General features: G+C 69.2%; 26 protein-coding genes, 1 pseudogene and 1 riboswitch. Of the genes and pseudogenes, 10 read left to right on the top strand and 17 right to left on the bottom strand.

Features of this window, described 5'->3' with window-relative positions; genetic code table 11:
- Positions 1–165: 165 nt before the first annotated feature.
- Both OG417_RS24280 and OG417_RS24275 read right to left on the bottom strand, forming a co-directional pair.
- Entirely contained in the window at positions 166–495 is a 330-nt protein-coding gene (locus OG417_RS24280; RefSeq protein ID WP_329260366.1) for a hypothetical protein, read from the bottom strand.
- Positions 496–620: 125 nt separating this feature from the next.
- On the bottom strand, positions 621–1,463 hold the full coding sequence (locus OG417_RS24275; RefSeq protein ID WP_442875720.1) for a PP2C family protein-serine/threonine phosphatase: 843 nt from the start codon (positions 1,461–1,463) through the stop codon (positions 621–623).
- A gap of 325 nt (positions 1,464–1,788) precedes the next feature.
- Between OG417_RS24275 and OG417_RS24270 the strand changes: the two genes are divergently transcribed.
- The 4 genes and pseudogenes from OG417_RS24270 to OG417_RS24255 all read left to right on the top strand — a co-directional run bounded on the left by OG417_RS24270 (position 1,789) and on the right by OG417_RS24255 (position 5,096).
- Positions 1,789–2,397 (top strand): sulfite oxidase-like oxidoreductase, encoded by a 609-nt coding sequence (locus OG417_RS24270; protein WP_329260364.1) that lies wholly within the window; start codon positions 1,789–1,791, stop codon positions 2,395–2,397.
- Positions 2,397–3,095, top strand: coding sequence for a ferredoxin reductase (locus OG417_RS24265; RefSeq protein WP_329260360.1), 699 nt, complete (start codon positions 2,397–2,399; stop codon positions 3,093–3,095). The genes OG417_RS24270 and OG417_RS24265 overlap by 1 nt, the downstream gene beginning before the upstream one ends.
- Positions 3,096–3,315: 220 nt before the next feature.
- Positions 3,316–3,537: pseudogene (locus OG417_RS24260) on the top strand (cytochrome ubiquinol oxidase subunit I); the annotation flags it as partial.
- Positions 3,538–3,659: 122 nt separating this feature from the next.
- Complete coding sequence (locus OG417_RS24255) at positions 3,660–5,096, top strand: cytochrome ubiquinol oxidase subunit I (RefSeq protein ID WP_329260357.1); 1,437 nt, start codon at positions 3,660–3,662, stop codon at positions 5,094–5,096.
- 37 nt (positions 5,097–5,133) lie between these two features.
- Here the strand turns inward: OG417_RS24255 and OG417_RS24250 are convergent, their stop codons facing one another.
- From OG417_RS24250 to OG417_RS24190, 13 genes are all read right to left on the bottom strand, one after another.
- Positions 5,134–5,844 carry a YcnI family copper-binding membrane protein gene (locus OG417_RS24250; RefSeq protein ID WP_329260354.1) on the bottom strand — a complete coding sequence of 237 codons (711 nt, stop codon included), beginning with the start codon at positions 5,842–5,844 and terminating at the stop codon, positions 5,134–5,136.
- 34 nt (positions 5,845–5,878) lie between these two features.
- A complete protein-coding gene (locus OG417_RS24245) occupies positions 5,879–6,652 on the bottom strand; it encodes a hypothetical protein (protein WP_329260350.1) in 774 nt (257 codons plus the stop codon).
- A 15-nt stretch (positions 6,653–6,667) separates the two neighbouring features.
- Positions 6,668–8,434, bottom strand: coding sequence for a copper resistance CopC/CopD family protein (locus OG417_RS24240; RefSeq protein WP_329262505.1), 1,767 nt, complete (start codon positions 8,432–8,434; stop codon positions 6,668–6,670).
- 115 nt (positions 8,435–8,549) lie between these two features.
- On the bottom strand, positions 8,550–10,016 hold the full coding sequence (locus OG417_RS24235; RefSeq protein ID WP_329260347.1) for an LVIVD repeat-containing protein: 1,467 nt from the start codon (positions 10,014–10,016) through the stop codon (positions 8,550–8,552).
- Positions 10,017–10,484: 468 nt separating this feature from the next.
- Positions 10,485–11,159, bottom strand: coding sequence for a GntR family transcriptional regulator (locus OG417_RS24230; RefSeq protein WP_329260344.1), 675 nt, complete (start codon positions 11,157–11,159; stop codon positions 10,485–10,487).
- Positions 11,156–12,031: an ornithine cyclodeaminase family protein gene (locus tag OG417_RS24225; protein WP_329260341.1), complete on the bottom strand. Its 876-nt coding sequence runs from the start codon at positions 12,029–12,031 to the stop codon at positions 11,156–11,158. Before OG417_RS24225 ends, OG417_RS24230 begins: the two co-directional genes overlap by 4 nt.
- Positions 12,028–12,963: a proline racemase family protein gene (locus tag OG417_RS24220; RefSeq protein WP_329260338.1), complete on the bottom strand. Its 936-nt coding sequence runs from the start codon at positions 12,961–12,963 to the stop codon at positions 12,028–12,030. Before OG417_RS24220 ends, OG417_RS24225 begins: the two co-directional genes overlap by 4 nt.
- The gene (locus OG417_RS24215; protein WP_442875719.1) at positions 12,960–13,670 is read right to left on the bottom strand and encodes an ABC transporter ATP-binding protein; all 711 of its coding nucleotides are present in this window, start codon (positions 13,668–13,670) and stop codon (positions 12,960–12,962) included. The genes OG417_RS24220 and OG417_RS24215 overlap by 4 nt, the downstream gene beginning before the upstream one ends.
- Positions 13,654–14,463 carry an ABC transporter ATP-binding protein gene (locus OG417_RS24210; protein WP_329260332.1) on the bottom strand — a complete coding sequence of 270 codons (810 nt, stop codon included), beginning with the start codon at positions 14,461–14,463 and terminating at the stop codon, positions 13,654–13,656. The genes OG417_RS24215 and OG417_RS24210 overlap by 17 nt, the downstream gene beginning before the upstream one ends.
- Positions 14,463–15,449: a branched-chain amino acid ABC transporter permease gene (locus OG417_RS24205; protein WP_329260329.1), complete on the bottom strand. Its 987-nt coding sequence runs from the start codon at positions 15,447–15,449 to the stop codon at positions 14,463–14,465. The genes OG417_RS24210 and OG417_RS24205 overlap by 1 nt, the downstream gene beginning before the upstream one ends.
- Positions 15,450–15,465: 16 nt before the next feature.
- On the bottom strand, positions 15,466–16,359 hold the full coding sequence (locus OG417_RS24200; protein ID WP_329260327.1) for a branched-chain amino acid ABC transporter permease: 894 nt from the start codon (positions 16,357–16,359) through the stop codon (positions 15,466–15,468).
- A 7-nt stretch (positions 16,360–16,366) separates the two neighbouring features.
- On the bottom strand, positions 16,367–17,518 hold the full coding sequence (locus tag OG417_RS24195; protein WP_329260324.1) for a branched-chain amino acid ABC transporter substrate-binding protein: 1,152 nt from the start codon (positions 17,516–17,518) through the stop codon (positions 16,367–16,369).
- Positions 17,519–17,867: 349 nt separating this feature from the next.
- On the bottom strand, positions 17,868–18,251 hold the full coding sequence (locus OG417_RS24190) for an aldo/keto reductase (protein ID WP_329260322.1): 384 nt from the start codon (positions 18,249–18,251) through the stop codon (positions 17,868–17,870).
- On the opposite strand from OG417_RS24190, the gene OG417_RS24185 reads away from it, so the two are divergent.
- Together OG417_RS24185 and OG417_RS24180 are read left to right on the top strand one after the other, a co-directional pair.
- Complete coding sequence (locus OG417_RS24185; RefSeq protein ID WP_329260318.1) at positions 18,148–18,633, top strand: MmyB family transcriptional regulator; 486 nt, start codon at positions 18,148–18,150, stop codon at positions 18,631–18,633. The two genes, OG417_RS24190 and OG417_RS24185, sit on opposite strands and share 104 nt — an antisense overlap.
- Before the next feature lie 59 nt (positions 18,634–18,692).
- Positions 18,693–19,160, top strand: a complete 468-nt coding sequence (locus OG417_RS24180; protein WP_329260315.1) for a hypothetical protein — start codon at positions 18,693–18,695, stop codon at positions 19,158–19,160.
- A 33-nt stretch (positions 19,161–19,193) separates the two neighbouring features.
- Here OG417_RS24180 and OG417_RS24175 read toward each other — a convergent pair whose 3' ends face one another.
- Both OG417_RS24175 and OG417_RS24170 read right to left on the bottom strand, forming a co-directional pair.
- Entirely contained in the window at positions 19,194–19,628 is a 435-nt protein-coding gene (locus OG417_RS24175; protein ID WP_329260312.1) for a YkvA family protein, read from the bottom strand.
- Positions 19,629–19,763: 135 nt separating this feature from the next.
- Positions 19,764–20,939 (bottom strand): MFS transporter, encoded by a 1,176-nt coding sequence (locus tag OG417_RS24170; protein WP_329260309.1) that lies wholly within the window; start codon positions 20,937–20,939, stop codon positions 19,764–19,766.
- Positions 20,940–21,184: 245 nt separating this feature from the next.
- Between OG417_RS24170 and OG417_RS24165 the strand changes: the two genes are divergently transcribed.
- From OG417_RS24165 to eno, 4 genes are all read left to right on the top strand, one after another.
- Positions 21,185–21,688, top strand: coding sequence for an inorganic diphosphatase (locus tag OG417_RS24165; protein WP_329260306.1), 504 nt, complete (start codon positions 21,185–21,187; stop codon positions 21,686–21,688).
- A 91-nt stretch (positions 21,689–21,779) separates the two neighbouring features.
- Positions 21,780–21,843, top strand: a riboswitch (Fluoride riboswitch).
- Positions 21,827–22,828 (top strand): hypothetical protein, encoded by a 1,002-nt coding sequence (locus OG417_RS24160; protein ID WP_329260304.1) that lies wholly within the window; start codon positions 21,827–21,829, stop codon positions 22,826–22,828. It overlaps the preceding riboswitch by 17 nt.
- A 350-nt stretch (positions 22,829–23,178) precedes the next feature.
- Positions 23,179–23,604 (top strand): hypothetical protein, encoded by a 426-nt coding sequence (locus OG417_RS24155; protein ID WP_329260301.1) that lies wholly within the window; start codon positions 23,179–23,181, stop codon positions 23,602–23,604.
- A gap of 258 nt (positions 23,605–23,862) precedes the next feature.
- Complete coding sequence (gene eno / locus OG417_RS24150) at positions 23,863–25,209, top strand: phosphopyruvate hydratase (RefSeq protein WP_329260299.1); 1,347 nt, start codon at positions 23,863–23,865, stop codon at positions 25,207–25,209.
- The last annotated feature ends 25 nt before the right edge of the window (positions 25,210–25,234 follow it).

Here is a 25,234-nt window from a genome sequence, read left to right as displayed (position 1 = left end):
ATGCGGGATGACCGACGGCTCCACTCCCGCCACCGACGACCTACGCCGTCAAAGGTCATGCCACCGACACCGCGGAGGAGAACGTCCTGCGTCTGGAGTCGCGCAACCTCACCGGAGAAGCACCGAGCCGATCGGAGTTCGACGTATGCCACCGATCTCATCAAGTCATCGGTACCGGCCGTCGTAGCGGACTCCGCTCCGGGTATCAGTGAAGCTGACGCCCATCCGCACTCCGCCCTCGACGATCCACCGAACCGAGTACGTCGCCCGGTACGTTGGCGGCCAGAACGAAGAGAAGGTCCCGTCACCGGTCACAGACCACTCACCAGCCGACGGTGTACCCCTGTCGACGTAGGTCGTTCCACCATCCGCCGTGAACGATTGAGTCGCGCCATCTTGGAACACGAACGGTGCGGCGGTCAGCGCGGCGATCATGTCCACCGCATCGACCGGCTGGCCGTCGACGACGTTCTTACCTGAGGGAATACGGTCCATCGAATGCTCCTGCCATCGGGTAGGACGCCGGCCTCCGCCCGTCGCGGCAGTGGCCACGACACTGCTGAATGCCCAACTCGAACAATCTGAAGAGACTCATCTAAGCGGACTATATAGTCCGAATTTTATCCCGAACGCCACGGCCGGCGCCGGTGGCGCGGGCTCTCCTCCGGCGGAGCCTCGGATCGTCGCGTGGCGTTCGCCGCCGCGCCCACCACCACCGGGCGGTCCGGTATCGGGTCCGTGCCCGACTCCACCCTGTCGGCCACGATGCACGTGATGTTGTCCGGGCCGCCGCCGCGGTTCGCCAGACCGATCAGCTCACATGTGGCCTGCCCAGGATCGGGAACCGTGCTCAGCGTGCGCAGCAAGGTGTCCGCGCCGACCACGGTGGACAGCCCATCGGAGCACAACAGGTACCGATCGCCGAGCTTCGCCTCGCGCAGGTTCGTCTCGAGCTCCACCTCACCGCGGCCGTCAAGCGCGCGCAGCAGCAGGGAGCGCCGCGGGTGCGTGGCGGCCTCGTCCATGGTGATGCGGCCTTCGTCCACGAGCTTCTGGACCAAGGTGTGATCACGGGTGATCTGGTACAGGTCACCGTCGCGCAACAGGTACGCGCGCGAGTCACCGATGTGCGCCACACCCACGCGACCGCCCGACCACAGCATGGCGGTCAGCGTCGTGCCCATACCCTCCAGAGACGGGTCCTCCCCGACCATCTGCCGCAGGGTCGCGTTCGCGTCGCGGATCGCCGCCTCGAGGGCGCCCGTGAGGTCCGTGCCGTGAATGTCGGCGTCCAGCGACGCGAGGGTGGAGATGGCGACGGCGCTCGCCACCTCACCGTGGGCGTGCCCGCCCAGGCCGTCGGCGACCGCGAGAAGGCGGGGACCGGCATACGCCGAGTCCTGGTTGCCCTCGCGAAGAAGACCGACGTCCGATCCGGCCGCGTACCTGATCGCAAGTGTCATCTACGCAGTTCCACCACGGTCGTCATTACCGATAGCGTGCGGCCAGCCGTCCCACCCGCACCACTCCCCTGGCCCTTCGGACAACTCCCCGTCGCTACGATATCAGGAGAGATGGACTATTTAGTCCGTTCATACACGGGTCCACACGGCCGGGTCGCCGAGTGGCCCGGTCCGCCCAGCCCCTGCTGGACACCAGAGCCCGGGTTGAGGCAGGAGGGCCCGGGGTCGATCTCACCGATCGTGGTTCACTAGGCTTAGTTGGACCTGATAGTCCGATTAATGTATGGTTCGCTGACCCTCATCGATCGAGACTTACAAGGACGACATGCCTATCACCAGAGGCTTCGCCGGTCGTGGGCGTTCCGAGAGGGACTCCCGGCTGCCGCCGGGCCAGTTCGACGCGGGTGAGGACTGGCCCGTACTGCACGTCGAGGCGACCCCGTCGCTCGCCACCGAGGACTGGACGTTCACCGTCGACGGTCTGGTCGACACTCCGACGACATGGACCTGGGATGAGATCCACGCTCTTCCCGGCGACCGGTACGAAGGCGACATTCACTGCGTCACCACCTGGTCGAAGTTCGGCATGACCTTCGACGGCGTCTCCGTGGACACCCTGCTGGAGATCGCCGGCCTCCAGGACGACGCGGCGTACGTGATGGCGCGCTCGCATACCGGCTACACGACGAACCTTCCGATCGAGGACGTCACCGACGGCCATGCCTGGGTGGTCTGGGACGTCGACGGCGCACCCTTGGAGGCCGTACACGGCGGGCCGGCGCGGCTGCTGGTTCCGCACCTGTACTTCTGGAAGAGCGCCAAGTGGGTGTCGGGGTTGACGCTCATGGCCGAGGACGAACCCGGCTTCTGGGAGCAGAACGGCTATCACGACCGCGGTGACCCGTGGCTCGAGCAGCGGTATCAGGGGGACTGATGGCACTACCGACCCCGTGGCAGACCGCCACCGTCACCGATATCCGGGCCGAGACACGCACCGCCAAGACGTTCCGGCTCGAACTCGCCGACCCCCGTCGGCATCTGGCCGGCCAGCACTACGTAGTGCGACTCACCGCGCCTGATGGTTACCGCGCTCAGCGGTCGTACTCAGTGGCCAGCGCCCCGGACGACAGGGCCATCGAGCTGACCGTCGAGCTGCTGCCCGGTGGCGAGGTGTCGGGGTTCCTGCACGAGATCGTCGAAGTCGGGGACGAGCTGGAAGTCCGCGGTCCGATCGGCGGTTTCTTCGCCTGGGACGGCGAATCGCCCATCCTCGGTGTCGCCGGCGGGTCCGGTGTGGTTCCGCTGATGTCGATGCTGCGGCACTCCCGCGCCCAGGGACACCCCGATCTCGTACGCCTGGTCGTGTCCGTCCGCACCCCGGCCGATCTGTATTACGCCGGCGAGATCACCGGGCCCGAAACAACGATCGTCCACACCCGGCAGGCCCCTGCAGGATCGCATCGGCCCGCCGGACGACTGAGCGCCGACGACCTCAAGCCGGTACTCGACGCCGACCGCGAGATCTACGTTTGCGGCTCTCCCGGCTTCTGTGACGGCGCCACCACGCTTCTCCTCGACCTCGGCGTGGACACCCATCGCATCCGCGTCGAACGCTTCGGACCCACCCGATAGTGCGTACGGGGCGGAACGGGTCCTGACCGGCCTCGCCGAGGTCGGAGTCGACTACACGACCTCGTCGAGCTGCTCGAACGCGAAGGCATCCGCAGATTGATCGACGCCTCGGCCCTGCTGTCGCGGCACCTCGCCGACTCTCGTACTGCCGCCACCCGTTGAAGCATCGATGCCCCGCTGAGGGACCTCACGGCACGACGATGGACGAAAGGTTGCCCGGATGATGGTGCCGCACAGCGCCGTTCTCGCCGCCGGCAGTGCCGTCGCGCCCCGGTCGCAGATGGGCTTCTCTCTTGGCCGGCACATCATCCTGGCCTGTCTCGGAGTAGGGCTACCGGGCCTGGTCCTCTTCATCGAGTGGCGTGGCCATCGCACAGGCGAGACGGCTTACCGGCTGCTCGCGCGGCGCTGGGCTCGCGCAATGGGCGTGTTGTTCGCCGTCGGCGCCGTATCGGGCACCATCCTGTCCTTCGAAATGGGACTGCTCTGGTCGGGGACCACCCATATGATCCTCGCAGCGTTCATGGTCACCGGATTCACCGTCGCGAGCTCTACGCCGTCGCCATGCTCCGGGGCCGCCGGAACCGTTACCACCGGCTCGGACTACTGGTGCCGCTCACCTTCGCCTGCTGCGTCACAGCCCTGCAGATCGTGGTCGGTGACTGGGCGGCACGCTACGTCGCCGCCGAGCAACCCGCCAAGCTGGCGGCGATGGAAGGCCTGTACCGCAGCGAGCACGGCGTTCCCGAGTCGATCGGCGGCCTCTACCACCACGACGCACTACACGGCGCGATCCGCGTTCCGGGCGGCCTGTCACTGCTGACCCACGGGAACACCCACGCGTACGCCGCCGGGCTGGACGGAGTACCCGCCGACCAGCGACCGCCCGTCAACATCGTCCACCTTTCCTTCGACACGATGGTCGGCATCGGCTTCTTCCTGCTCGCCCTCGGTGCCTGGCCGGCGTGGACCTGGTGGAGACGGCGCGAGCCACCGGGCTCTTCCTGGTTCCTCCGTGCCGTGACCGTGTCCGGCGTCGCGGCGATCATCGCGATGGAGGCCGGTTGGGTCACCACCGAGGTGGGTCGCCAGCCCTGGATCGTGTACGGCGTGCTGAGGGTGAAGGACACGGTCAATCCCGCGGGCGGGATCGGCTGGGGGTTCCCGGCGCTCGTCGCCGTGTACGTCGCCCTCACGGTGGCGACCGTCTACGTCCTGCGCTACATGGTCCGGCGACGGCCGGTCGCGTTCGGCATCATCGCGCGCGGATCCGCGTTCGCCTTCCGCAAGGTCGTCGAGGATGTGTGGCTGCAACGCCTGTTCGGTGCCGCATTCGCGCTCTCCTCGGTGCTCACGCCGTACTTCCTGGGCGCGGCCGCCGGCGGCGTGGCCTCAGGACGCGTCCCGCCCGGAATCGCGCGCGGCAACGTGATCACCAGCTGGGCGAATCCCACGTCGACCGTCTGCGGCCTTCTCGGCGTAGCCCTGTGCGCGTACCTGTCCGCGATCTACCTGACCGCCGACGCCCGACGCGGCGGACACCACGAACTCGCCGAGTACTTCCGGCGCAACGGCCTGGTCACCGGTGTCGCCATGGGCGTCCTCTCCCTGGCCTCCTTGGCGGTCGTGCAGGATGACGCACCGGACCTCTACCATTCGCTGACGCACCGAGGCCTACCACTCGTCATCTCGTCAATGCTCATGGGCGCGGTCTCCCTGGCACTACTCGCCCGCCGGAACTACGCTTCGGTACGTGTCAGCGCCGCCCTCGCGGTGGCCGCCATCCTGTGGGCCTGGGGATACGGGCGATACCCGACACTTCTGCCCGGGCTGGAGGTCGGCCAGGCGGCATCGGCGCACGCGACGCTTCAGGCGACCGCGTTGAGCTCGGCCGTCGGCCTGACGATCCTGCTTCCGTCCCTGGCGTGGCTGTTCATCTTGTTCCAACGAGCGCACACCGCCCCACAAGATCCGCGGGTTCGGGATTCAAGTCCCCGATGACGAATATGGCAGCACCGTGAACGCTACTAACCGCCTGTTATCGGCGAGATACGCGGATCGCCATTGCGGCGGACGCGAGTGCGACGACCATTGCGGCCACCGACAGCCCAATGGCCCAGTAGGCGATGGTGTCCTCCGTCTCCGGGGGCGTGCGGGCACCGGAGTCTTGCACCGGCCGCCCCGCGGGTTGTCCGGCGTCGCCCTTCGACGGTGGCAGGAGCTTGAGCACTGGAGCGGGCCGCTCCGGCTCGGCGGCGTTCGCCTGCGGCTCCTGGATCCAGCGCACCACCTCCCCGTTGCCGTAGTACTGCAGGGTCTTGAAGGTGATGGAATCGGCCTTCGGCAGTGGTCCCGCGCTGATGGCGAACTCGTCGTACTCGTCCGGCCGGATCCCCGCCTTCGGATCGTCCACGGTCCAGATGATCTCGCTGACCACCTCGGTGACCTTGGCACCGTCCGCCTCGACCGACGTGGCCGGCTTGGTCTTCTTGATCTCGTACGACCACCCGGGGTGCGGCTTCACGTGTACGGATGCCAGCGGCCGATCGGGTGGCAGCTGGACGTCGATTTTGACGGTATTGGCGTTGTCCCGCTCGTTGGGTACGCGGAAGACCAGGGCCGCGTAGTCACCTTGTGTCGCCTTATCAGCGGCGATGGTCACGTGCGCCGAGGCTCCCGCCGCCCCGAGCCCGACGAAAAGCGCCGCCCCGACTGCGATCACAGCGCCTCGGGTGGAATACCGCCGCATGTGCTCTCTCCATTGGTCGTCGAACGCTTGTGAATCAGCCGAGCCGGCCAAGCGTGGTCTTCAGCAATTTTTCGAGTTTTTCGTTGGAATCAGCGCGTTGGCCGGTCTTGCGGATCTGGGCGAGTTGCAGGTAGATAATGGCGTTCGATTTGTGCGCGACAACGGTCGCGAGATCGTCGTACGTGTCGGTGCCCAGGTCCGGCGGGGAGGTGTGCGCCAGTTGCTGAGCGAAGCCCGTCCATCCGGCCGATTTGAACGCGCGGCTGTTGACCTTGTAGCTGCCGACGATGATCGGCGGCCCGCCGAGAATGCTGAAAGAGTCAGGACACTTGGCGGCCTCAGCGGTCACGGTCTTCATCCCCGTGTCAGCGAGTGCGTCGGTCGTGAAGACGACCGCGCCCTGGGTGACGACGGGAAGCGCGGACCTGTCCGGATTGGGCGGTCCCACGATGAAGCGCCCAGTGGAGTTGCCGCCCACCGGCTCAACGGCCGGCTGTACCTTCACCGTGATGTCGTCGGCGCGCTGGACGTAGGAACAGGTCGGCACGCTGTCCGGCGGCGTGTAGATGACGTGTGAACCATGTCCGGAGTCATCGACCCGGATCGCCCCTTTGCCGATGTCCTTGATCGTGGCGAATCCATACTGGATGGATTTCACGGTGTACGGAGCGTGGGTGAGCGGCTTGGGGGAATCCGAACCACAACCGGCCACAGCGGCGGCGAGCAGGACCGTCGTGGCGGATGACGCCACGAGCCGAACACGCCGGCTGCTCTGGTCACGAAGACGCGCGAGCCCCATCTGCCCCATATGTTCGTCGTCCTTTCAGCGCGCTGTGAACGGGATGTGCACCGGTGTCTCATCGAAGTCAGAGGTCCGGATGTTCAGCCACAGGACCCACGAGCCCGGGTACGGAATGGACATCGCACTTGCGACATAGTGACCGGGTTCCGCCGCGGAGAGTTTGACGGGAAGGGTGCCGATGCTCTTGTTGCGCGGTTCCAGCCGGCCGGAGACCTCGGGAACGTTGACCAGCGACTCGTCCTTGGCCACGAGGTAGATGTCGGCGACGTTGGGTCCTTGCCTCGCCGGGGTCAGCTTCACCTCGACATGACCGCCGTCCAGACCGGTATGCGTTCCGGCCGTGGCCGGGATCGCGACCTTCTCGTGTACCGGCGGCGCGTAGCCGGTACGGGCGGGAGCCGTGTTGACCAGGACCGTGGCCAGCGACAGGACGCCGATGCCGAGAACGATCTCGGCCGCCACCGAGAGGCGGAGCCGGCCCAGCGCTCCGGCGGGCGCGGCCTCTCGCGGCCCCCGCGCGTACCGCCGTGCGAACCGCCGCCCGCGTGCCGCCAGCGCCACGATGACAAGGACGACGCCGAATTTCACCAGCAGAAGCCGTCCGTATCCGGTCCCGCCGAGGGCGCCGAAGGTGCCGACCTCCCGCCACGCCAGGTAGAGGCCGGTCACCGCGATCGCCGTGAAGCAGACCTGCGCGAGGCCGGAGAAGCGAGGGAGGGCCGGTGTGAGGAGATCCGCGCGAGCGGAGCGATCTGCGGCCGGGCTCACGACGCACGCCGTGAGCGGCACCAGACCGCCGAACCACAGCGTGATGGCGAGAAGGTGCAGGCTGGTGGCCGGGACGGCCAGCCACGCCTGCGAGCCGGTGTGCGCATGGTCCGTGAGCGGCCAGGTCAACACCAGCCCGAGACCGCATATCGCCCCCAGGACGAGAACCGCCGCCGGTGTCTTCGCCTCGGCATCGCCACGGTCATCGCCGCCCTGGCGCCGGATGACGTTCGCGAAGACGGCGGCGAACGCCAGGGCGATACCGAGACGCGCCAACAGCGCTCGGCCGATCCGAGCGTCCAGGGTCAGCCGCAGGACACCGGGGTCGAACGCCGTCGCCGGCGACTCCCCGGTGGCGTACGGACCTTGGGCGAGGAAGACCACGACGGTCCCGAGGCCCAGCGCGACGAACCCCGCCCAGACGATGAGCCGACCGCGGCGCTCTCGTGCCCCGGCCGGCCAGACCACGCCGAAGAAGACGGTGCCGCCGAGCGCGAGCGCCAAGCCCAGGAACGCCAGGCCGCGTCCGACGGCGTGCGCCGCGGACGTCACCGGGCTGGTGCCCTGGTCGAGTGAGGTCACCGAAACGCTCGGCGCGCCGACGCTGAACCGGAAGGCTCCCGAGATGGCGTGCGAATCCGCTGACACGACGCGCCACGCCACGGTGTACGTCCCCTTGCCCAGGCCGGGAGGTAGCGAGGCCGCGACCGTGTTCCCCTTGCCGTCCGCATGCCCGGGAGGGCCGATCTTGACCTTGTGACCGTCCGGGTCCAGCAACTGGATCGACTCCGGGGTCGGCGTCACCGCCTCATCGAAGCGCAGCCATGCCCGCTTCGGAGGAGCGGCCGCGACCGCCTCGTCGACGGGCGAGGTCTGGAGCAACTGGGCATGCGCGTACGCAGGGCGGGACAGTGCACCGACGGTCACCTCGACGACGAAGCCGCCCAGGACGAACGCGACGATCAGCAGTATTCGAACGGTGCGCCGGCGGTGGCCGCTGCGGTTCGCCAAGCGAAACATCGCCGTCAACAGGCGACGGTGAGGGCCGACGGAGCCGAACCCGTCGCCGCCGCACGCGTCGCCTGCCCGGACGGACCCGCCGGCGCGTCGCACCGGCGGGTCCTCATTCGTGATGTCACTTGTCGCAGGAGTTCCAGCAGATCTTCTTGTCGGGCTTGCCGGCCAGCTTGCCGTCGTAATGCAGGACGTCCACGCCGCGGTTGTAGTCGGCGACGTAGACGTAGCCGTTGTGCCAGTAGGCGGCCGAGGCCGACCCGGCGGTCACATTGGGGTCGCCGGACGGGACGCGGAAGTAGCCGACCTGTTTCGGATGCGCCGGGTCGGACACGTCGATGAAGCGCGTGCCCTGGGCGTACCACCCTTGCGCGATGATGTTGCCGTTCACCGTGAACCAATGCGCGGAGCAGCTGGCGGACGTCGTGGCCGAGCCCTTCTGTCCCCAGGCCGTCCAGCTGCTGACCAGGTCGAGCCGGAACGGCTTCTCCGGAGTGGACCTCCAGCTCTCGCCGTCGTAGCTGCCCTTGGTCGAGGCGATCAGGAGCTGACCGGCGTCGGAGCAGGTACGGATGTCCTCCTCGGTGATGTAGAGCAGTTCGCCCTTGCCGTACTTACCGAGCTTCTCCGTGTTGTGGTACGAGTTGTGGTCGAAGTACGACACCGGTGCCGGGTCCACGACGGTGCCACCCGCGTACGGCACGGGATCGGTCGCGGTCGCGGTGCGCTCGGCCTTCTTGACCGGGTCGTAGTGGCGACCCTGGGTCCAATAGCCGCGCACGCCGCCGGCACCGGAGGTCCATGCGACGCCGTTCTTGTCGACGTCCACGCTGTGCACGTAGTCGGTCAGCTGGTCGAACCGGTTGAGGTCCAGGGCCTGCTGGGACGTGTGCGGGTGGTTGATGTCGCGAATGTCGGTGACCCAGACCGGCACGCCGTGCCAGCTGGGGTCGTTACCCGCCGTGCCCGTGTTGTAGGGGCCGACCGTCCACAGGTACTTGCAGTCGTTGATGCAGGTGCTCGTGTGACCGGCAGGAACCGACTGGAAGGTGGCGATCCTCGGCTTCCAGGGGTTCTTCACGTCGATGATGTAGAAGCCGGACTGGCCGGTGGTGAGAGTCCCGCCGAAGCCACGGGGGTCGCGGCTCAAAAAGACCAGTTTGCGCTTCTGGTCGACGGTCATGTTCTCGCCTTCCCAGAACCGATCCTGGGTGTCGCCCGGCCGGCGGAGATCGGCGGCCGTGAGCTTCCCGACGAGTGCCGGGTGCTTGCGGTCTTTGAGAGACCAGATCGCCAGGCCACCGGTGCCGTTGGCGAACATGAAGTCGTAGCCGTAGTTCTTGTAGCTGATGAAGTTCAGCCCCGAGTACCCACTGACACCTTTGACGTTGTCGATGAAGGTCACGTCGCCGGCGACCGCGTTGGTGGGCACGTTGTGGGTGTCGTCGAGGGCAGGGCCGGCGTGGGACGAGCCGGCGGAGGGCAGGCTCGCCGGGGCGTCGGCGAACGCCGACGTCGTGCTCGGTAGCTGTAGCGCCGCCGCCGCGGCGAGTGCGACCACACCGGCCGCGAACGATCTCTTCTTCAATGCGGTACTCCTGGGCTCAAGGAGACGAGCAGAACACCTGACTCTGCGGGCAGTCGGCCGGCCGGGTTGGCACCTCCCCTTGCGGATCGAGATGGGACCGCGAGATTGAACCGATGACTTGCGGGCTTGGCGGGAAGAGGGGAGGTCGGTCGTCTCGCAGACCGGTGTCCTCCTTTCCGTTGATCGTGCAGGCGGTAGGCACCGAGGGCGCCGGACAGGACGACGATAATTATCATTTTGGTCGATGTCATCAGACATCGAAAGGTCGGACGTGTGGGCGTTCGTGCTCCGTATCTGCCCTGTTTGTGGGGGTTTTCCGGCTCCAACGGGAGGCCTTACCCGGTCGTTCAGCCGGGAGGCCGATAGTGGCCGATAGTGGCCGGTAAGCCTCTCGTCGAGCTCGCCGGCAGGCGGATCGGGCGAAGACCGGGTGCCCACCTTGAGCTCATCCGTCCGCTGGATGTCGGATCAGCAAGCCTCGGAGTTCTCTCGCGGGACGGCCCAGATGCCACGGACGTGCCGGAGGTGATGGAGCATCAGCGTCTCGGCCGCCTGGACGTCGCCGCCGGTGACGAAGTCGAGAAGCTGTAGGTGCTCCCGCGCGGATGGCAGCAGTTCGCCGCGTTCGGCCAGGCTCGGCACGCCGTACAGGCGTGAACGGTGCCGCAGTTCGCGGACCACCCCGACGAGGTGCGCGTTACCGGCGAGTGCGAGCAGCTCCAGGTGAAAGGTGTGGTCGGCCTCGATGTAGCCGAGGATGTCCCGGCGCTCCGCCGCCGTCACGATGGCCTCGGCGAGCGGGCGGAGTTCTTCGGCTCCCTCAGGGGATGCCGCGATCCGGGCGACCGTCGGTACCTCGATCAGCGCGCGTACCTCGGTGATCTCGTCGAGGTCCCGGTCGGACAGCTCGGTGACCCGGAAACCCTTGTTGCGCACCGCCGTGACCAGGCCCTCCTTGGCCAGGTCCAGCATCGCCTCGCGGACCGGTGTGGGAGATATGCCGAACCGCTCGGCCAGGGCCGGCGCGGAGTACACGACGCCAGGTCGCATCTCGCCCGCGACCAGCGAGGCGCGGAGCGCCTCCGCGACCTGCTCACGTACGTTCTGCCGAGTGCCCAGCGACGGCAGGTTCAGCTCGCTCACACCCCGGTCCTCTCGTAGGCGGCGACGGCGACGACCAGGTCCTCCCAGGCCATGCCAACGCTCTTGAACAGCCGCGGACGGTCCTCGGTGAGCGGTGCCCTCCCGGACACCAGTTCGGCGAGGTTGTACGGGGCGCGGGCCGCGCCAGGGATGATCAGATCTCCGGCCTCGCGCAGTGCCGCCGCCCGCGACTCCACGAATACCTGCGAGCGCGCCACGAGATTCCCGTCGACCTCCCGCGCGGTGGGTTCGTGCGAGCCGACCGCGATCACGACGGCGTGCGCGGGCACGAGTGCTCCGGGAAACAGCGGCTCGCGCGCGGTCGTGCAGCAGGCGACGACGTCCGCGGTGGCCACCGCGTCCGGCGTCCCCGCCGAGGCGCGCAGACCCGCCTCCCGGCATCGCGCCACGAACTCCTCGGTGCCGCTCCGGCCCACCACCGTGATCTGGTCGAGGGGGCGTACCGCGCGCAGCGCGCGGACATGTCCCCACGCCTGCGGCCCGGTGCCGAAGACGACCAGGCTGCTCGCATCGGGCGCCGCGAGATGCCGGGCCGCCACCGCGGACACCGCGGGAGTCCGGACGGAGGTCAACGCCACGCCGTCCAGCAGTGCGACCGGTGTGAGGGTCTCCCCGTCGAGCAGCAGGTAGATCCCCTGGATACGGGGGAGGTCACGATTACCGGGCGCCACGGTGGCGACCTTCACGCCCGCGTAGCCGGGCACGGCGGCGGGCATGAGCAGGATCTGGCCGGCCGGGACGTCCGCGACGGACCGCTCCGGGCCGGCCTCGGGATCGAGCCCCGACCGCAGCGCCCGCTCCAGCACGTCCGCCGCTTCGGACTCGCCGGGCAGCGTTTCGACGTTGATCATCGCAGCACGAATCCGGTCCCGAGGGCGTCGTCCGGGTCGAGGGTGAACCGGTGCTCGCCGGTCAGGTGGGCCGTGCCCTCGACCTCGGTGATGACGCCGGCCTCGGTATGGTCCACGACCCGGCCCAGGAAGCGGGTGCCGACGATCGAGTCGTGAGTCAGCACACCATCGGGGCAGAGCAGAGCGAGCCGCGCGGACGTGCCCGAGCCGCACGGCGACCGGTCCACCTCCCCGTCGGCGAACACCGTGACGTTGCGCTGGTGCGGGCCGTCCGGCGTGTCCGGCAGTTCGTCGTACAGGATGGTGCCGTAGATGCCGTCCGGATGATCGACCATGGGAGTGAGCGCCGCCTTGACCTCACGGCCCGCCCTGATCAACTCCGGCAGTGCGTCCGGCGTCACGGACAGGCCGAGGTCGGCGGCGCGCACCGAGACGTACACGGCTCCCGCGTAGGACACGTCCACCCGTGCCGATCGGTAGGGCACGTCACGGGCCAGCACGTACGACGGGACGTTGCGGAAGGCAACGGACTTGACCCGGCCCTCCGTGCCGCGGACCCGGGCGGTCACCCGGCCGGACGGCACATCGATGATCACGTCGGTCTCGCCGTTCGCGGCGGCGGTCACCCGGCCGGACTCCACGGCCCAGGTGCCGAGCGCGATGGTGCCGTGCCCGCAGGCCGTGGAGTACCCGTCCTTGTGCCAGAACAGCACGCCGAGATGGGCTCCGTCATCGTCCGGTGGCACGAGGAAGCAGCCGTACATGTCGGCGTGGCCGCGCGGCTCGTGGCACACCAGCCGGCGTACGGTGTCGGCCTCCTCGGGGACCGCCGTCCGCCGTTCCCGTACGGTGGCGCCGGGAATCTCCGGCACGCCGGACAGCACGATCCGGAACGGCTCGCCCGCGCTGTGGTAGTCGACGGTCTGGATCACGCGACACCCCCGAGGTACGCCTCGACCACCCGAGTGTCGGCGGCCAGGCGGTCCGCCGGGCCGTCCAGCACGCAGCGGCCGTTCTCGATCACGTAACCGCGATGCGCGATCTTGAGCGCGACCTTGGCGTTCTGCTCGACCAGGAGCACCGCCGTGCCGGCCGCGTTGATGTCGGCGATGACGTCCATCACCGCCGCGACGATCAGAGGTGCCAGCCCCATCGACGGCTCGTCGAGCATGAGAAGCTTCGGCGCCGCCACGAGCGCCCGGCCGATGGCAAGCATCTGCTGCTCGCCGCCGGACAGCGTGCCACCGTCCTGATCGCGTCGCTCCGCGAGCTTGGGCAGTAGCTCGTACGCCCGGTCGACCCGACGGGTCAGTTCCCTGGAGTCGCGCACGAGGTACCCGCCGAGCAGCAGGTTCTCGTGCACCGTGAGCGTGCTGAAGATCCGCCGCCCCTCCGGCACGTGCACCAGTCCGCGGGCGACGATCTTCGGAGGAGGCTCCCGGGTGATGTCGGCGCCCTCGTACTCGATCCGGCCGGCATCGGGCCTCACCAGCCCGGATACCGCGGACAGCGTGGTCGTCTTCCCGGCGCCGTTGTTACCGAGCAGCGCCACGATCTCGCCCTCGCCAACGGTGAGTGACAGCCCGTGCAGGGCCTGCACTCCGCCGTAGCTCACCTCGAGATCACTCAGCTCGAGCACCGCCGACCTCCTCCCGCGCCGCCTCGACCTCTTCCTCATCGGCGTCGCGCCCGAGGTACGCCTCGACCACCGCCGGATCGCCGCGGACCTCATCGGGCGTACCGTCGGCGATCTCCTTCCCGAAGTTCAGCACGACGACCCGATCCGACACCTCCATGACCAGGCCCATGTCGTGCTCGATGAGCGCGATCGCGATGCCGAGGTCGCGGATCCGGCGGATGAGGTCGAGCAGTTCGGCCTTCTCACCGTGGTTGAGGCCGGCCGCCGGCTCGTCGAGGAGCAGGAGCTGCGGCCGCCGTGCCAGGGCACGCGCGATCTCCACCCGGCGCCGCTCACCGTACGGCAGATTCCGCACGAGCCCGGCCCGGTCGCCGCGCAGGCCCACGAAGTCGAGCCACTTGTTCGACTCCTCGGTGGCCTCCCGCTCGGTACGGCGGTATCGCGGCGTGTGCAGCAACGCGTCCGCGACGCGCTGCTTGAGCCACACGTGCGTTCCGGCGCGTACGTTGTCGAGCACGGACATCTCGCCGAACACCCGCAGGTTCTGGAACGTACGGGCGACGCCGAGCGCGGTGATCAACGATGGCCGGCGACCGGTCACGTCGTTCCCGGCCAGCCTGATCCGGCCGCCGGTCGGCTTGTAGAAGCCGGTGACGCAGTTGAACGCCGACGTCTTGCCCGCACCGTTCGGGCCGATCATGGAGACGATCTCGCCCTTCTCGACACGGAAGCTGAGCCCGTCGACGGCGCGTACGCCGCCGAAGGCCAGAGTCAGATCCTCGACTTCCAGCATCACCGCTCCCTCGACCGATGAGGCCACAGGCCCTGCGGCCGGGCGATCATCATGATGATCAGCAGCACGCCGAACACGAAGAACCGGTAGTCGGCCAGGCCGCGCAGCATCTCCGGCAGGAGGCTGATCACGATCGCGCCGATCACCACGCCCGGCGTCGAGCCCATGCCGCCGAGCACGACCGCCATCAGCACCAGCGCCGACTGCAGGAACGTGAAGCTGGCCGGCGAGATCGCCGACAGCTGCGCGCCGAACAGGACCCCGGCCAGGCCGCCCCACACCGCACCGGCCATGTAGGCGGCCAGCTTGACCTTGTAGGTGTGCACGCCCATCGCCTCGGCGGCGTCCTCGTCCTCGCGGACGAACCGCCACGCCCGGCCGATACGGGACCGGCCCAGGCGCGCGGCCAGCAGTACCGCGACGGCCACGATGACCAGCACGACGTAGTAGAAGACCACGGGGTCAGAGGTGGCGTCGCCGAAGAGCCCGGGGATGCCATAGATGCCGTCCGGTCCGCCGGTGACGTCGAGGTTGTTGGCGATGATCCGGATGATCTCCCCGAAGCCGAGCGTCACGATCGCCAGGTAGTCGCTGCGCAGCCGCAGGGTGGGACCGCCGATGACGATGCCCGCGATGAGCGTGACGACGACGACCAGCGGAACGGTCGCCAGCAGCGGCAGGTGCAGCTTGGTGGAGGCCACCCCGCTGGTGTACGCGCCGACCGCGAAGAACGCGGCGTACCCGAGGTCGAGCAGACCGCAGTACCCGACCACGATGTTCAGCCCGACCGAGAGCATCACGAAGATGACCGCGCTGGTCATAACGCTTATCGCGTACGGCGTCGCGATCACGAACGGTGCGAGCAGCCCGATGGCCAGGCCCGCCCAGCCGAGGTGCCGGCTCTCCAGGAAACGGGTGATGAACGTCGGTCCGCGGCCCTTCACGGGCTTGACCGGCGGATCGTCGACCTTCATGACGTCATTCATTCAGACCCGCCTTCATTCAGACCCGCTCCGTCACGCGTTCGCCGAGCAGGCCGGTGGGCCGGACGGTCAGGAAGAGGATGAGGAAGCCGAACGCGAAGACGTCGCGCCACTGGCCGCCGACCCAGTGCGTGCCGAAGGACTCCAGCAGACCGAGGACGAGACCGCCGAGCATCGTGCCGGGGATGTTGCCGATCCCGCCGATCACGGCCGCGGTGAACGCCTTGAGCCCGATGATGAAGCCCATCAGGAAGTCGATCTTTCCGTAGTAGCCGCCGGCCATGACCCCCGCGGCCCCGGCGAGCGCCGAGCCGATGAAGAACGTCCGTGCGATCACCTTGTCCACGTCGATACCCATGAGCAGGGCCGCCTTCGGATCCAGCGCGATCGCCCGCATCGCCCGGCCCTCACGCGTCCGCGTGATGAGCAGGTTCAGCGCGACCATGAGGGCGACGGACAGGGCCATCAGGGCGATCTGCTGCAACGTGATGCGGGCGCCGAGGACGTTCAGCGCCGTGCCGTTCAGCCGGACCGGGTAGACCTTCGGGTTCGGCCCGGCGAAGATGCGGGTGCCGTACTCCAGCGCGAACGACGCGCCGACCGCGGTGATCAGCAGGGAGAGCCGTGGCGCACCCCGCAGCGGGCGGTAGGCCACGCGTTCGATGACGATCCCGGAGAGACCGGTCGCGATCATCGTCAGGACGAGCACGACCAGCAGCGCGACGAGCGAGGAGGACTTGACCAGCCCGCCCATCGCGCCGAGCATCGCGAACCCGCTGAACGCGCCCAGCATGTACAGGTCGCCGTGGGCGAAGTTGAGCAGCTTGATGATGCCGTACACCATGCTGTAGCCGAGCGCGACCAGGGAATAGAACGATCCAACGAACAGACCGTTCCAGATCAGTTGCGACATGAAAGGCCTACTTCAGGGCGTCCTGCAGCGTGAACTTGCCGTCCTTGACGACGAGGATCACGAAACCGCCACTGGTCAGCGTGTGCTCCGGGGTGAACTTCAGCGGTCCAGAGAAGATCGGGAAGCCGTTGATCTTCTCCAGCGCCGTGGCGACCTTGTCGCCGTCGGTGCTGCCGGCGTTCTTGATGCCCTCGGCCGCGACCCGCACCGCGTCGTAGGCCTGCGGGGAGTAGGGCCCGGGGTCGACACCGAACCTCTTCTTGTAGTCGGCGATCCAGCTGCTCGCGCCCTGGAGCGTGTCGGGCGTCTGCGTCATCGTGGCGTAGGTGCCCTCGGCGGCCTTGTCACCGGCGATCTTGACGAGCTTGGCGTCCACCGACCCGTCGGCGACCATGAACTTGCCCTTGTACCCGGCCTGGCGGAGCTGGCGCAGGATCAGGCCGCCCTCCTGGTAATAGCCGGTCCAGTAGATGAAGTCGGGGTTGTCCTTGAGGACGTTCGTGACGTTGGCGGAGTAGTCGCTCTCACCCGGGGTCACCGCGTCCAGCGATGCCTTGTCCGGTCCGCCGGGCTTGTCGAGCTCCGCAGCGGTGCGCACCGCGATGTCCTTGGAGTACGACGTGTTGTCGTCGAGAAGCGCGACCTTCTTGGCGCCGACCTTGGTCACCCAGGCCATCGCGGAGGCGGCCTGCTGGTCACCGGTGCCGTTGACGAGGAACACGTGCTTGAGCTTCTGCTCGACGAGTTCGGTGGAGTTCGCCGCCGGGATCACCATGGGAATCTTGGCGCGGTCGAAGACCGGCAGAGTCGGCAGCGTCGCCCCGGAACAGTAGCCGCCGACCGACGCCGCGACGCCCGCGGCGACCAGCTTGTTCGCGGCGGCGACCGCGGTCTTCGGGTCGCAGGCGTCGTCTTCGGCGCGCAGTTCCAGCTTGCGGCCCAGCACACCGCCTTTGGCGTTGATCTCATCGACCGCCAGCTGGGCACCGTTCTTCATGTACGGGCCGATTTCGGCGCTGCTGCCGGACAGGGGGATGTCCATGCCGAGCAGGATCGGACCTTTGTCCTTCTTACTGTCGCCGCCGAGGATGCCCTGGCCACAGGCTGAGACGGCAAGGGCGGTCGTCGCCAGAATGACGCCGAACACTGCTTTTCTCATAGGAAACTCCGCTGGTCGGGTGAGGAGGCCCAAAGGAGGAACCCTCCGGGGAACGGGTCGAAATCGCACGCGGTGGCAGCCGCCGCCGGCGCACCACGCATCGCTCTCCGAATGCGCCGCCGTTTCGATGGCGGCACGTACGGCCTTCTCGTGCTCCCCGATCAGCGGCAGGCGCGGAGGACGGCATGGCCCGCCGTACATGCCCATGAGATCCGCCGTGCCGTGGCTTGCGGGAGGCGCTCAGAGTGGTCTCCTTCGTATGTGATGTGACATTTCATATCCGAGCGAACCCCGCGTCAAGGCTCGGTGCAGGCTGTGATTGTCCTGTTATCCAGGGATTTGCCGACACCTAGCGTTCGATCATGCGCATTCGGGCTTCGTTGTGGTGCTCGCCCGCGGCGGGCGTCAGGGCGTCCAGCGCGGCGATCTGCTCGGCGGTGAGTTCCACGGTGTCGGCGGCGAGGTTCTCTTCCAGGCGGGAGACGCGTTTGGTGCCGGGAATGGGCACGATGTCCTCGCCCCGCGTGAGGAGCCAGGCGAGGGCGACCTGCGCGGGGGTCGCGCCGACCTGGGCGGCGACGGCCTTGACCTCTTCGACGCTGCGCAGGTTGTGCTGGAAGTTCTCGCCGGTGAAGCGCGGGTTGCTCTTGCGGTTGTCGTCGGCGTCGAAGTCCTCCGTCCGCGCCGCACGCCACCTCCCCGACCCACCGGCCGCACCCAGCCGCGCCGTCAAGCCCGGCCTCAAACTCCTGCCGGAGAGCCTGCGACCGCACCCCGCGATTATCCTCAGCCGGACCATGGACATCCTGGCCGCCAACCCCGCCGGCCTGCGTCTGTACGCCGGTGTGGAGGACTGGCCCTCCAGACATCGCAACCTGGCCTGCTACGTCTTCCTCCACCCCGTACGACCCCACAGCTCAGCGACCAAGACCTTCCACCACCCCGACGTCGGCGACCTGACCCTCGGATACCAGAGCATGCTGCTGGAGGGCACTCCCGGCCAGCGCCTCAGCGCCTACCACGCCCAGCCGGGCTCCCCCGACCACGACGCCATGGTCCTGCTCGACCTCACCGCACCTACGCGAGCGCGACACCCGGCTTCCGAGCGACTCTGATCGACGAGCGAATCCGCCGGCACGGCGTCCCGCACCGGCCGGACGTAGGCTTGCGCATTGTGGCCATCACCGTCACCCTGCCCGATCGGGTACCACTGGTGCTCACGCACCTCATCGCCGACGTCAACGGGACGCTCACCGACCGGGGCCGCCTCATCGACGGCGTGGCCGACCGGATCAGCCGGCTGCGGGAGCTCCTGGAGGTGCACCTTCTGACCGCCGACACGTACGGGACGCTGCCGGACATCGCGGCGGAGCTCGGCGGCGTGACCGCGCAGCGGGTGCGGTCCGGCGCGGAGAAGGCGGCCGTCGCCCGGCGGCTGACGGCCGAGACGTGCGCAGCGGTCGGGAACGGCCGCAACGACGAACCGGTGCTGCGTGCGGTGACGCTCGGCATCGCGGTGATCGGCCCGGAAGGCGCCTCGCCCCACGCGCTGGCCGCCGCCGACGTGGTCTGCACCTCGGTCACCAGTGCCCTCGATCTCCTCCTCGACCCCCGCGCGCTCGCCGCGACACTCCGTCCGTGAGCCCGGTCGTGGTGGCAGGCGGAACAGTGGCCGTCAGCGCTTGTCGCCTCTCTCATGGTGCGTGCGGGTCGTACCGGCGAGGCGCAGGATCGCGGTCAGGCCGTCGTCGGTTCCGGGCCAGTGGTGTTCGATCGCTCGAGGGCCCGCATGGCGGATGACCGAGCGCAGCGCGAGGGCGACGATGATGGCGTCGTCGGCGTAGCCGACGACGGGGATGAAATCGGGTACCAGGTCGATCGGGAGCAGCAGGTAGGCCAGCAGCAGCCACAGCCGGATCCGTACGCCACGGGGCAGGGTACGGTCGGCGGCCAGGCGTTTGAGCAGGCGGATCAGGTCGGGCAGCACCCGCAGGCCCGCACGCAGAGCGGCCAGCTCGAAGCGCCCTTTGACGGTCCACAGGGCGGCGATGACGGCGAGCCACAGCACGGCGAGCCCGGCCACGACCGCGATAACGACGTCCCAGATCATGACGGTTTCCTCAGTGGCGGCCGACCGGCGGTCCGCCGGCCTCGATCGGCTCCCCCGACGGGACACGATTATCCCGGCGGCCGGCGCCGGTGTGCACGACAGGGTCTCCGGGCCGTCCGGGAGGGCCCGGGTACGTCACGCGGCGAGAAGTGTGCGACGCCGTACGGTCAGGATCAGTGGGATCGCGGCGAGTTCGGCGGCGACGCAGAACGCCACCACCGCCCACGGTGAGACGTCGAACAGCGCTCCGATCAGGAGGCTGCCGAGGAACCACGCGGTCCCGTACACGCCGGTGAACAGTCCGTACGCCGAAGCACGCCGGTCCGGGGAGACCATCGGGGCCACCGCCGCCGGGATGATCGACTCGTGCACGCCCATACCCAGACCCCACAGTGACACCCCGGCGAGCCCGGCCCAGAAGCCGCCGAGGAACACCAGCGGAACGAACGACGCCGCGACGATCGTCAGCGGGACCAGGACGCCGATCCCGACCCGGTCGAACAGGCGCCCCAGGACCAGCGAGCCGATCCCGCTGACGGCCATGGCCACCGCGTAGAACAGCGGCGTGAGCGTGGCCGACACGATGCCGGCCCGCTGGAAGTGGTAGGCGATGAGCGGGAAGTCGGCGAACCCGGCGGCCACGAGCGCCCCTGCGGCCAGGTAGATCCAGAACACCCGGGGCAGGCCGCCGGCACGCACCTCGGCAGGGCCCGCCTCGAGGTCCTGCGGACGGGGGTAGAACAGGCGGGCGACCACCACCAGCGACAGCGTGACCGCGGCCGGGATCGCCAGGGCGGCGAACGCGATCGTGTAGTCGTGCCGGCCAAGCAGCAACACCAGGACGACCGCCAGTGGGCCGAACATCGCACCGAACTGGTCGAGGGCCTCGTGCAGGCCGAACGCCCGGCCGTAGCCGATGTCCTTCGCCGCGTGCGAGAGCATCGCGTCGCGTGGCGGGTTCCGGGTCGCCTTCCCGGCCCGTTCGAGGACGATCAGTACGGCGGCCACCTGCCAGTTCCCGGCCAGCGCCAGCAGCGGCACCACCGCCATCTGCAGCGCGTAGCCACCGATGGTCATCGGCCAGTACCGCTGGGTCCGGTCCGCGAGGCGACCCGAGACCAGGCGCAGCCCGTATCCCACCAGTTCGCCGAAGCCCGTGACGGCGCTGATCGCCAGCGCCCCGGCGCCCAGCACCTTCAGGTACTGGCCGATGATGCTGCGTGAGCCCTCGTAGGTGAGGTCGGCGAAGAAGCTCATGACGCCGACCAGGAGCACGAACTTCAGCGCCGCGGACGCCTTCCGGCCGGTCATCCGGTATCCGGCCGACGCCGGCCGGCTGCCGAGCCGTCGATGCTGACAGCGCGAAGCGGACAGTCGCCCATCAGGCCTCCATCGCGCCGAATCAGGAACCGGTTACACACCTACGTCGCGCCGCACCGTCGGTTCGAGAAGGTTAACGCGGCGCGACACTCCCTCCACGGAGGGTGCGCAGAGGAGCGCCGGCTCACCGGTGGGAACCGTCCGACCACGGGGAATGCCCTTGTTAGGGAGGCGGCATGGAGATCGAGATCGTCGTCGAGATCCCGAAGGGCTCGCGGAACAAGTACGAGATGGACCATCGTCTCGGGCGCATCCGGCTGGACCGGCTGCTGTTCACCGCGACGCAGTATCCGACCGACTACGGCTATGTCCCCGACACGCTGGCCGAGGACGGTGATCCCCTGGACGCCATGGTGTGGCTGGAGGAGCCGACGTTCCCCGGCTGCGGTGTCGCGGCCCGTCCGGTCGGGGTGTTCTGGATGCACGACGAGAACGGCCCCGACGCGAAGATCCTCGCCGTTCCCGCACACGACCTGCGGTACGCCGGCATACGTGAGCTGGAGGACGTCCCGGACTTCGTCCGCGCCGAGATCGGCCACTTCTTCAACATCTACAAGGAGATCGAACCCGGCAAGGACTCCGACATACGCGGCTGGCAGGACCGGGAAGCCGCCGAGTGCGAGATCAACGCCGCGTTCGCCCGCGAGCGCGAGCGGCCTCGCCCGGCGCCGGCCGAGTGACCGGGGCTTCGGCGCGCGCCCACGTCGTCCGCGGCCTGGGTCGGCGTGGTGACCGGCCGTACGCTGAGGGCGGCTGCCGGTCCGGCCGACCGGCCGACACGGTGATGGAGCTCACCGAAACCGCGGTGCGCGCCGCTGATGGCTCCTGCTCTGAGCGAGGAGGCGGGAGCGCTGCTCCGGAGCTCGCTGGGGTTCTGCCCCGCCCATACCCGGCGGTTGATCGCGCTCGGCGAGCCCGCCGTCCTCCGGCAGCCGTGGGAGTTCGTCCTGCGCGCCGCGGTCGGCCGGACCGAGCGGCTGATCACGGCGGGTGAGGCGCCGCCGCCGGCGCGGTGCCCGGTGTGCGAGACGGCGGGTCGGCGCGCCCAGGCCGCCGGCGCCCTGCTGACGGCCTCGCTGGAATCCTCCGAGGTGAGCGCCGCCCTACGGCGACACCGAGGACTCTGCTATCCCCACTTGCGGCACCTGGTCCCGGGCTCGGGTCCCGCCCAGGTCGGCGTCGCGGCCGACGCGGTGCATGCGGCCATCGCCGAAGCCGGGATCACCGCGGCCGCCGGGACCGACCCGGACGCCGAGCACCGAGCGCGCTGGTATGCCCTCGTCGCCGAGGCGCCCGGACCGGTCGACCTACCACCCGCGGAACGGCTTGCCACGGACCTGGAGGCCGGCTCGTGTCCCTGCTGCCGACAGGCCGGACGAGCGGAGGACACCTACCTGACCCGGCTGCTGGAGCAGACCGAGCCGAGCGACCACGACCTGCGGCTGTGTCCACGCCACCTGCACGACGCCGCGCGGCACGCGGCCGGGCCGGCACGTACGGTCCGCGCCCGCCGCGAACTCCTGCGGGCGCGGGTGGCCGAACTGGCGGTGGCCGCCCGGCACACGGGTACCCGTCTGAGGCGACGGCTGCGCCGTTCGGCACCGGACGGTCCCGTGGATCGATACCAGCGCGCGGTCGGCGGCCTAGCCGACGACCGCACCTGCCGGGCGTGCCGGTCCGCCGCCTCGCCCTCATGGCGGCCTGCGCCGACGACGCACCCGTACGGGAGGCGCTGGATCGCGGCCATGGCCTGTGCCTGCGACACGGCGAGGAACTGGCCCGCACCGGACGGGCCGAGGCGTTTCTGCGTCGGCTGCTGACCCGGCTCCGCCAGTACGCCTGGGAGCTGAACGAGGACGCGGTCAGACAGGCGTGGGACCTGCGGCACGAGCCCAAGGGCAGGGAGACCACCGCCTGGCGCCGTGTCCCCACCGTCCTGGACGGCCGGGCCTACCTCGGCCTCGCCGAGTCCGACCTGTGGCCATGAACGTGGTCACCGTACGTTCGCGGCCGGCGCGGGAACGGGGACCGGTCGCCCGGGGTTGCCGTGACCCGGCGTACGGCTCGGTCAGGAGTTCCCTGCTCCGGCCGCGGACCGGATCCGCGTTCTCGTCGCCGGTGAGACCGTGAGCTTGCGACGGTCCGCGATGACGCGGCCGAGCTGCTCGAGGTGGTTCTGACCGTGCCGCCCGAGGAGGGACGGCTGATCGAAGATCCTCGCTTTTTCTACGTCTTCACCGGCAGCACGGGCCGGACGGAACTGCTGGCAGGTGCGGTCCGCCGTCACCTGCCCGGGCGGTTCGGCCGCCGCCGGGCGCGGGATCACCTGCGTGAGACGGCCGAACTCGTTCCCCGGCAGATCGGCCGCGCCCGCGCCGACCTGCAGTACCGCCTGGCCGAAGCCACCCGCGCACTGGTACGTGGGATCGATCAGCGCCATGGGACCACGATCGACCGCCTGGCGTCGGTGCTGGACGCCGCCCCCGGCTCGGCCGCCGATGACCAGGCGCGCAGATCAGAGCTGGACGCGCGGCAAGCGCACCTGGACGGCCTGACCTCGCAGCCGACCGCCGCGGCGGTCACGGCGACACGCTGATCCGCCGGTCCGCGGGCGTCGAGCGGATCGCCACGCGATGCCGGCCGCCGGCCGCGATCGAATCGCCCGCGGCCGGCCCCCGATCCGTCGCCGTCTCGCCTTCTCCGGCACCGGGACCACCCTTAGTCTGAGAGTACGGCGGAGGGGCTCGCCGTCATCCGCGGTGTTCGCCGCCAACGGTCCCTACCTTCAGCGGTGGGAGGACCATGCCCTGTCCAGCATTCGAACCGGCGCGCGAACGCCGGAGCCTGGGCGCACTTGCCGGTCGATGCCGCGCCGTACCCGTACGGGATCACTCATCTGTTCACCGACGAAAGGCCGATCGTGTCGATCGAGATCACCATGCTGCGTGCCATCGAGGTCCTCGACTCCCGGGCACGTCCGACGCTGTCCGTCACCGTCGAACTCGCCGGCGGGGTGGTCGCCCGTGCCGGAGTGCCGTCAGGGGCCTCGACCGGGTCCGGCGAGGCCGTCGAGCTGCGCGACGGCGACCCTGAGCGTTACCGGGGCCAGGGAGTACGTACGGCGGTGAGCCACGTCAACGGCGAGATCGCCGACGCCGTACGCGGCCGGCGATTCGCCGACCAGGCCGCCCTCGACGAGGCGCTGATCGAGCTGGACGGCACACCGAACAAGTCCCGGCTCGGCGCCAACGCCATCGTCGGCACCTCGATGGCGGTCGCCCGCGCCACCGCCGCTCGGCAGGGCGTGCCGCTGTGGCGGTCCCTGAGCCCGGACGGCGTTCCCGCTCGCCTGCCGGTGCCGCACTTCAACGTCCTCAACGGCGGTGCGCACGCGGCGAACCCGCTGGACTTCCAGGAGTTCATGATCGCCCCGCTCGGCGCCCCCGGCCTGGCGGAGGCCGTACGCGCCGGCGCCGAGGTGTACGCCGCGCTGCGCCGTCGCCTCACCGACGGCGGGCATTCGGCCGGTCTGGGCGACGAGGGCGGCTTCGCCCCGGACCTGACCCGGCCCGAGGACGCCCTCGCCTTGCTCCTCGAGGCGATCGGGGACGCCGGATACACGCCCGGCCGGGACGGCGTCGCCATCGCTCTGGACCCGGCGGCGAGTGAGTTCCGGCAGCCGGACGGCACCTACCTGGTGGCCGGGGAGAAGCTGACGAGCACGGACATGATCGCGCGGTACCGGCAGATCACCGAGGACTTCCCCGTCTGGAGCATCGAGGACGGTCTCGGCGAGGACGACCACGACGGCTGGATCCGGCTCACCGAAGAGCTCGGTGAGGGGGTGCAGCTGGTCGGCGATGACAACTTCGTCACCAACCCCGCGGTCATCGCCCAGGCGATCGAGGACGGCATCGCCAACGCGTCCCTGATCAAGCTGAACCAGATCGGCACCGTCACCGAGACGCTGCAGGCCATGGCGGTCTGCCGCCAGGCCGGATACGGCGCGATGGTCTCCCACCGCTCCGGGGAGACCGAGGACTCCTTCATCGCCGACCTGGCCGTCGGCTCCGGCTGCGGCCAGCTCAAGTCCGGCGCACCGGCCCGCGGCGAGCGCGTCGCCAAGTACAACCGGCTGCTCGAGATCGCCGCTCACGGTCCGAGGCTGCCCTTCGGACTGATGCCGCTTCGCCGCCTGTGAATCGTGGCGGTGTGACCTCTTCCCT

Source organism: Actinoallomurus sp. NBC_01490 (genome assembly GCF_036227085.1).
Lineage (GTDB): Bacteria > Actinomycetota > Actinomycetes > Streptosporangiales > Streptosporangiaceae > Actinoallomurus > Actinoallomurus oryzae.
Note: the sequence above shows the minus strand (reverse complement) of the source record. Positions and strands in the feature narration are given on the sequence as shown.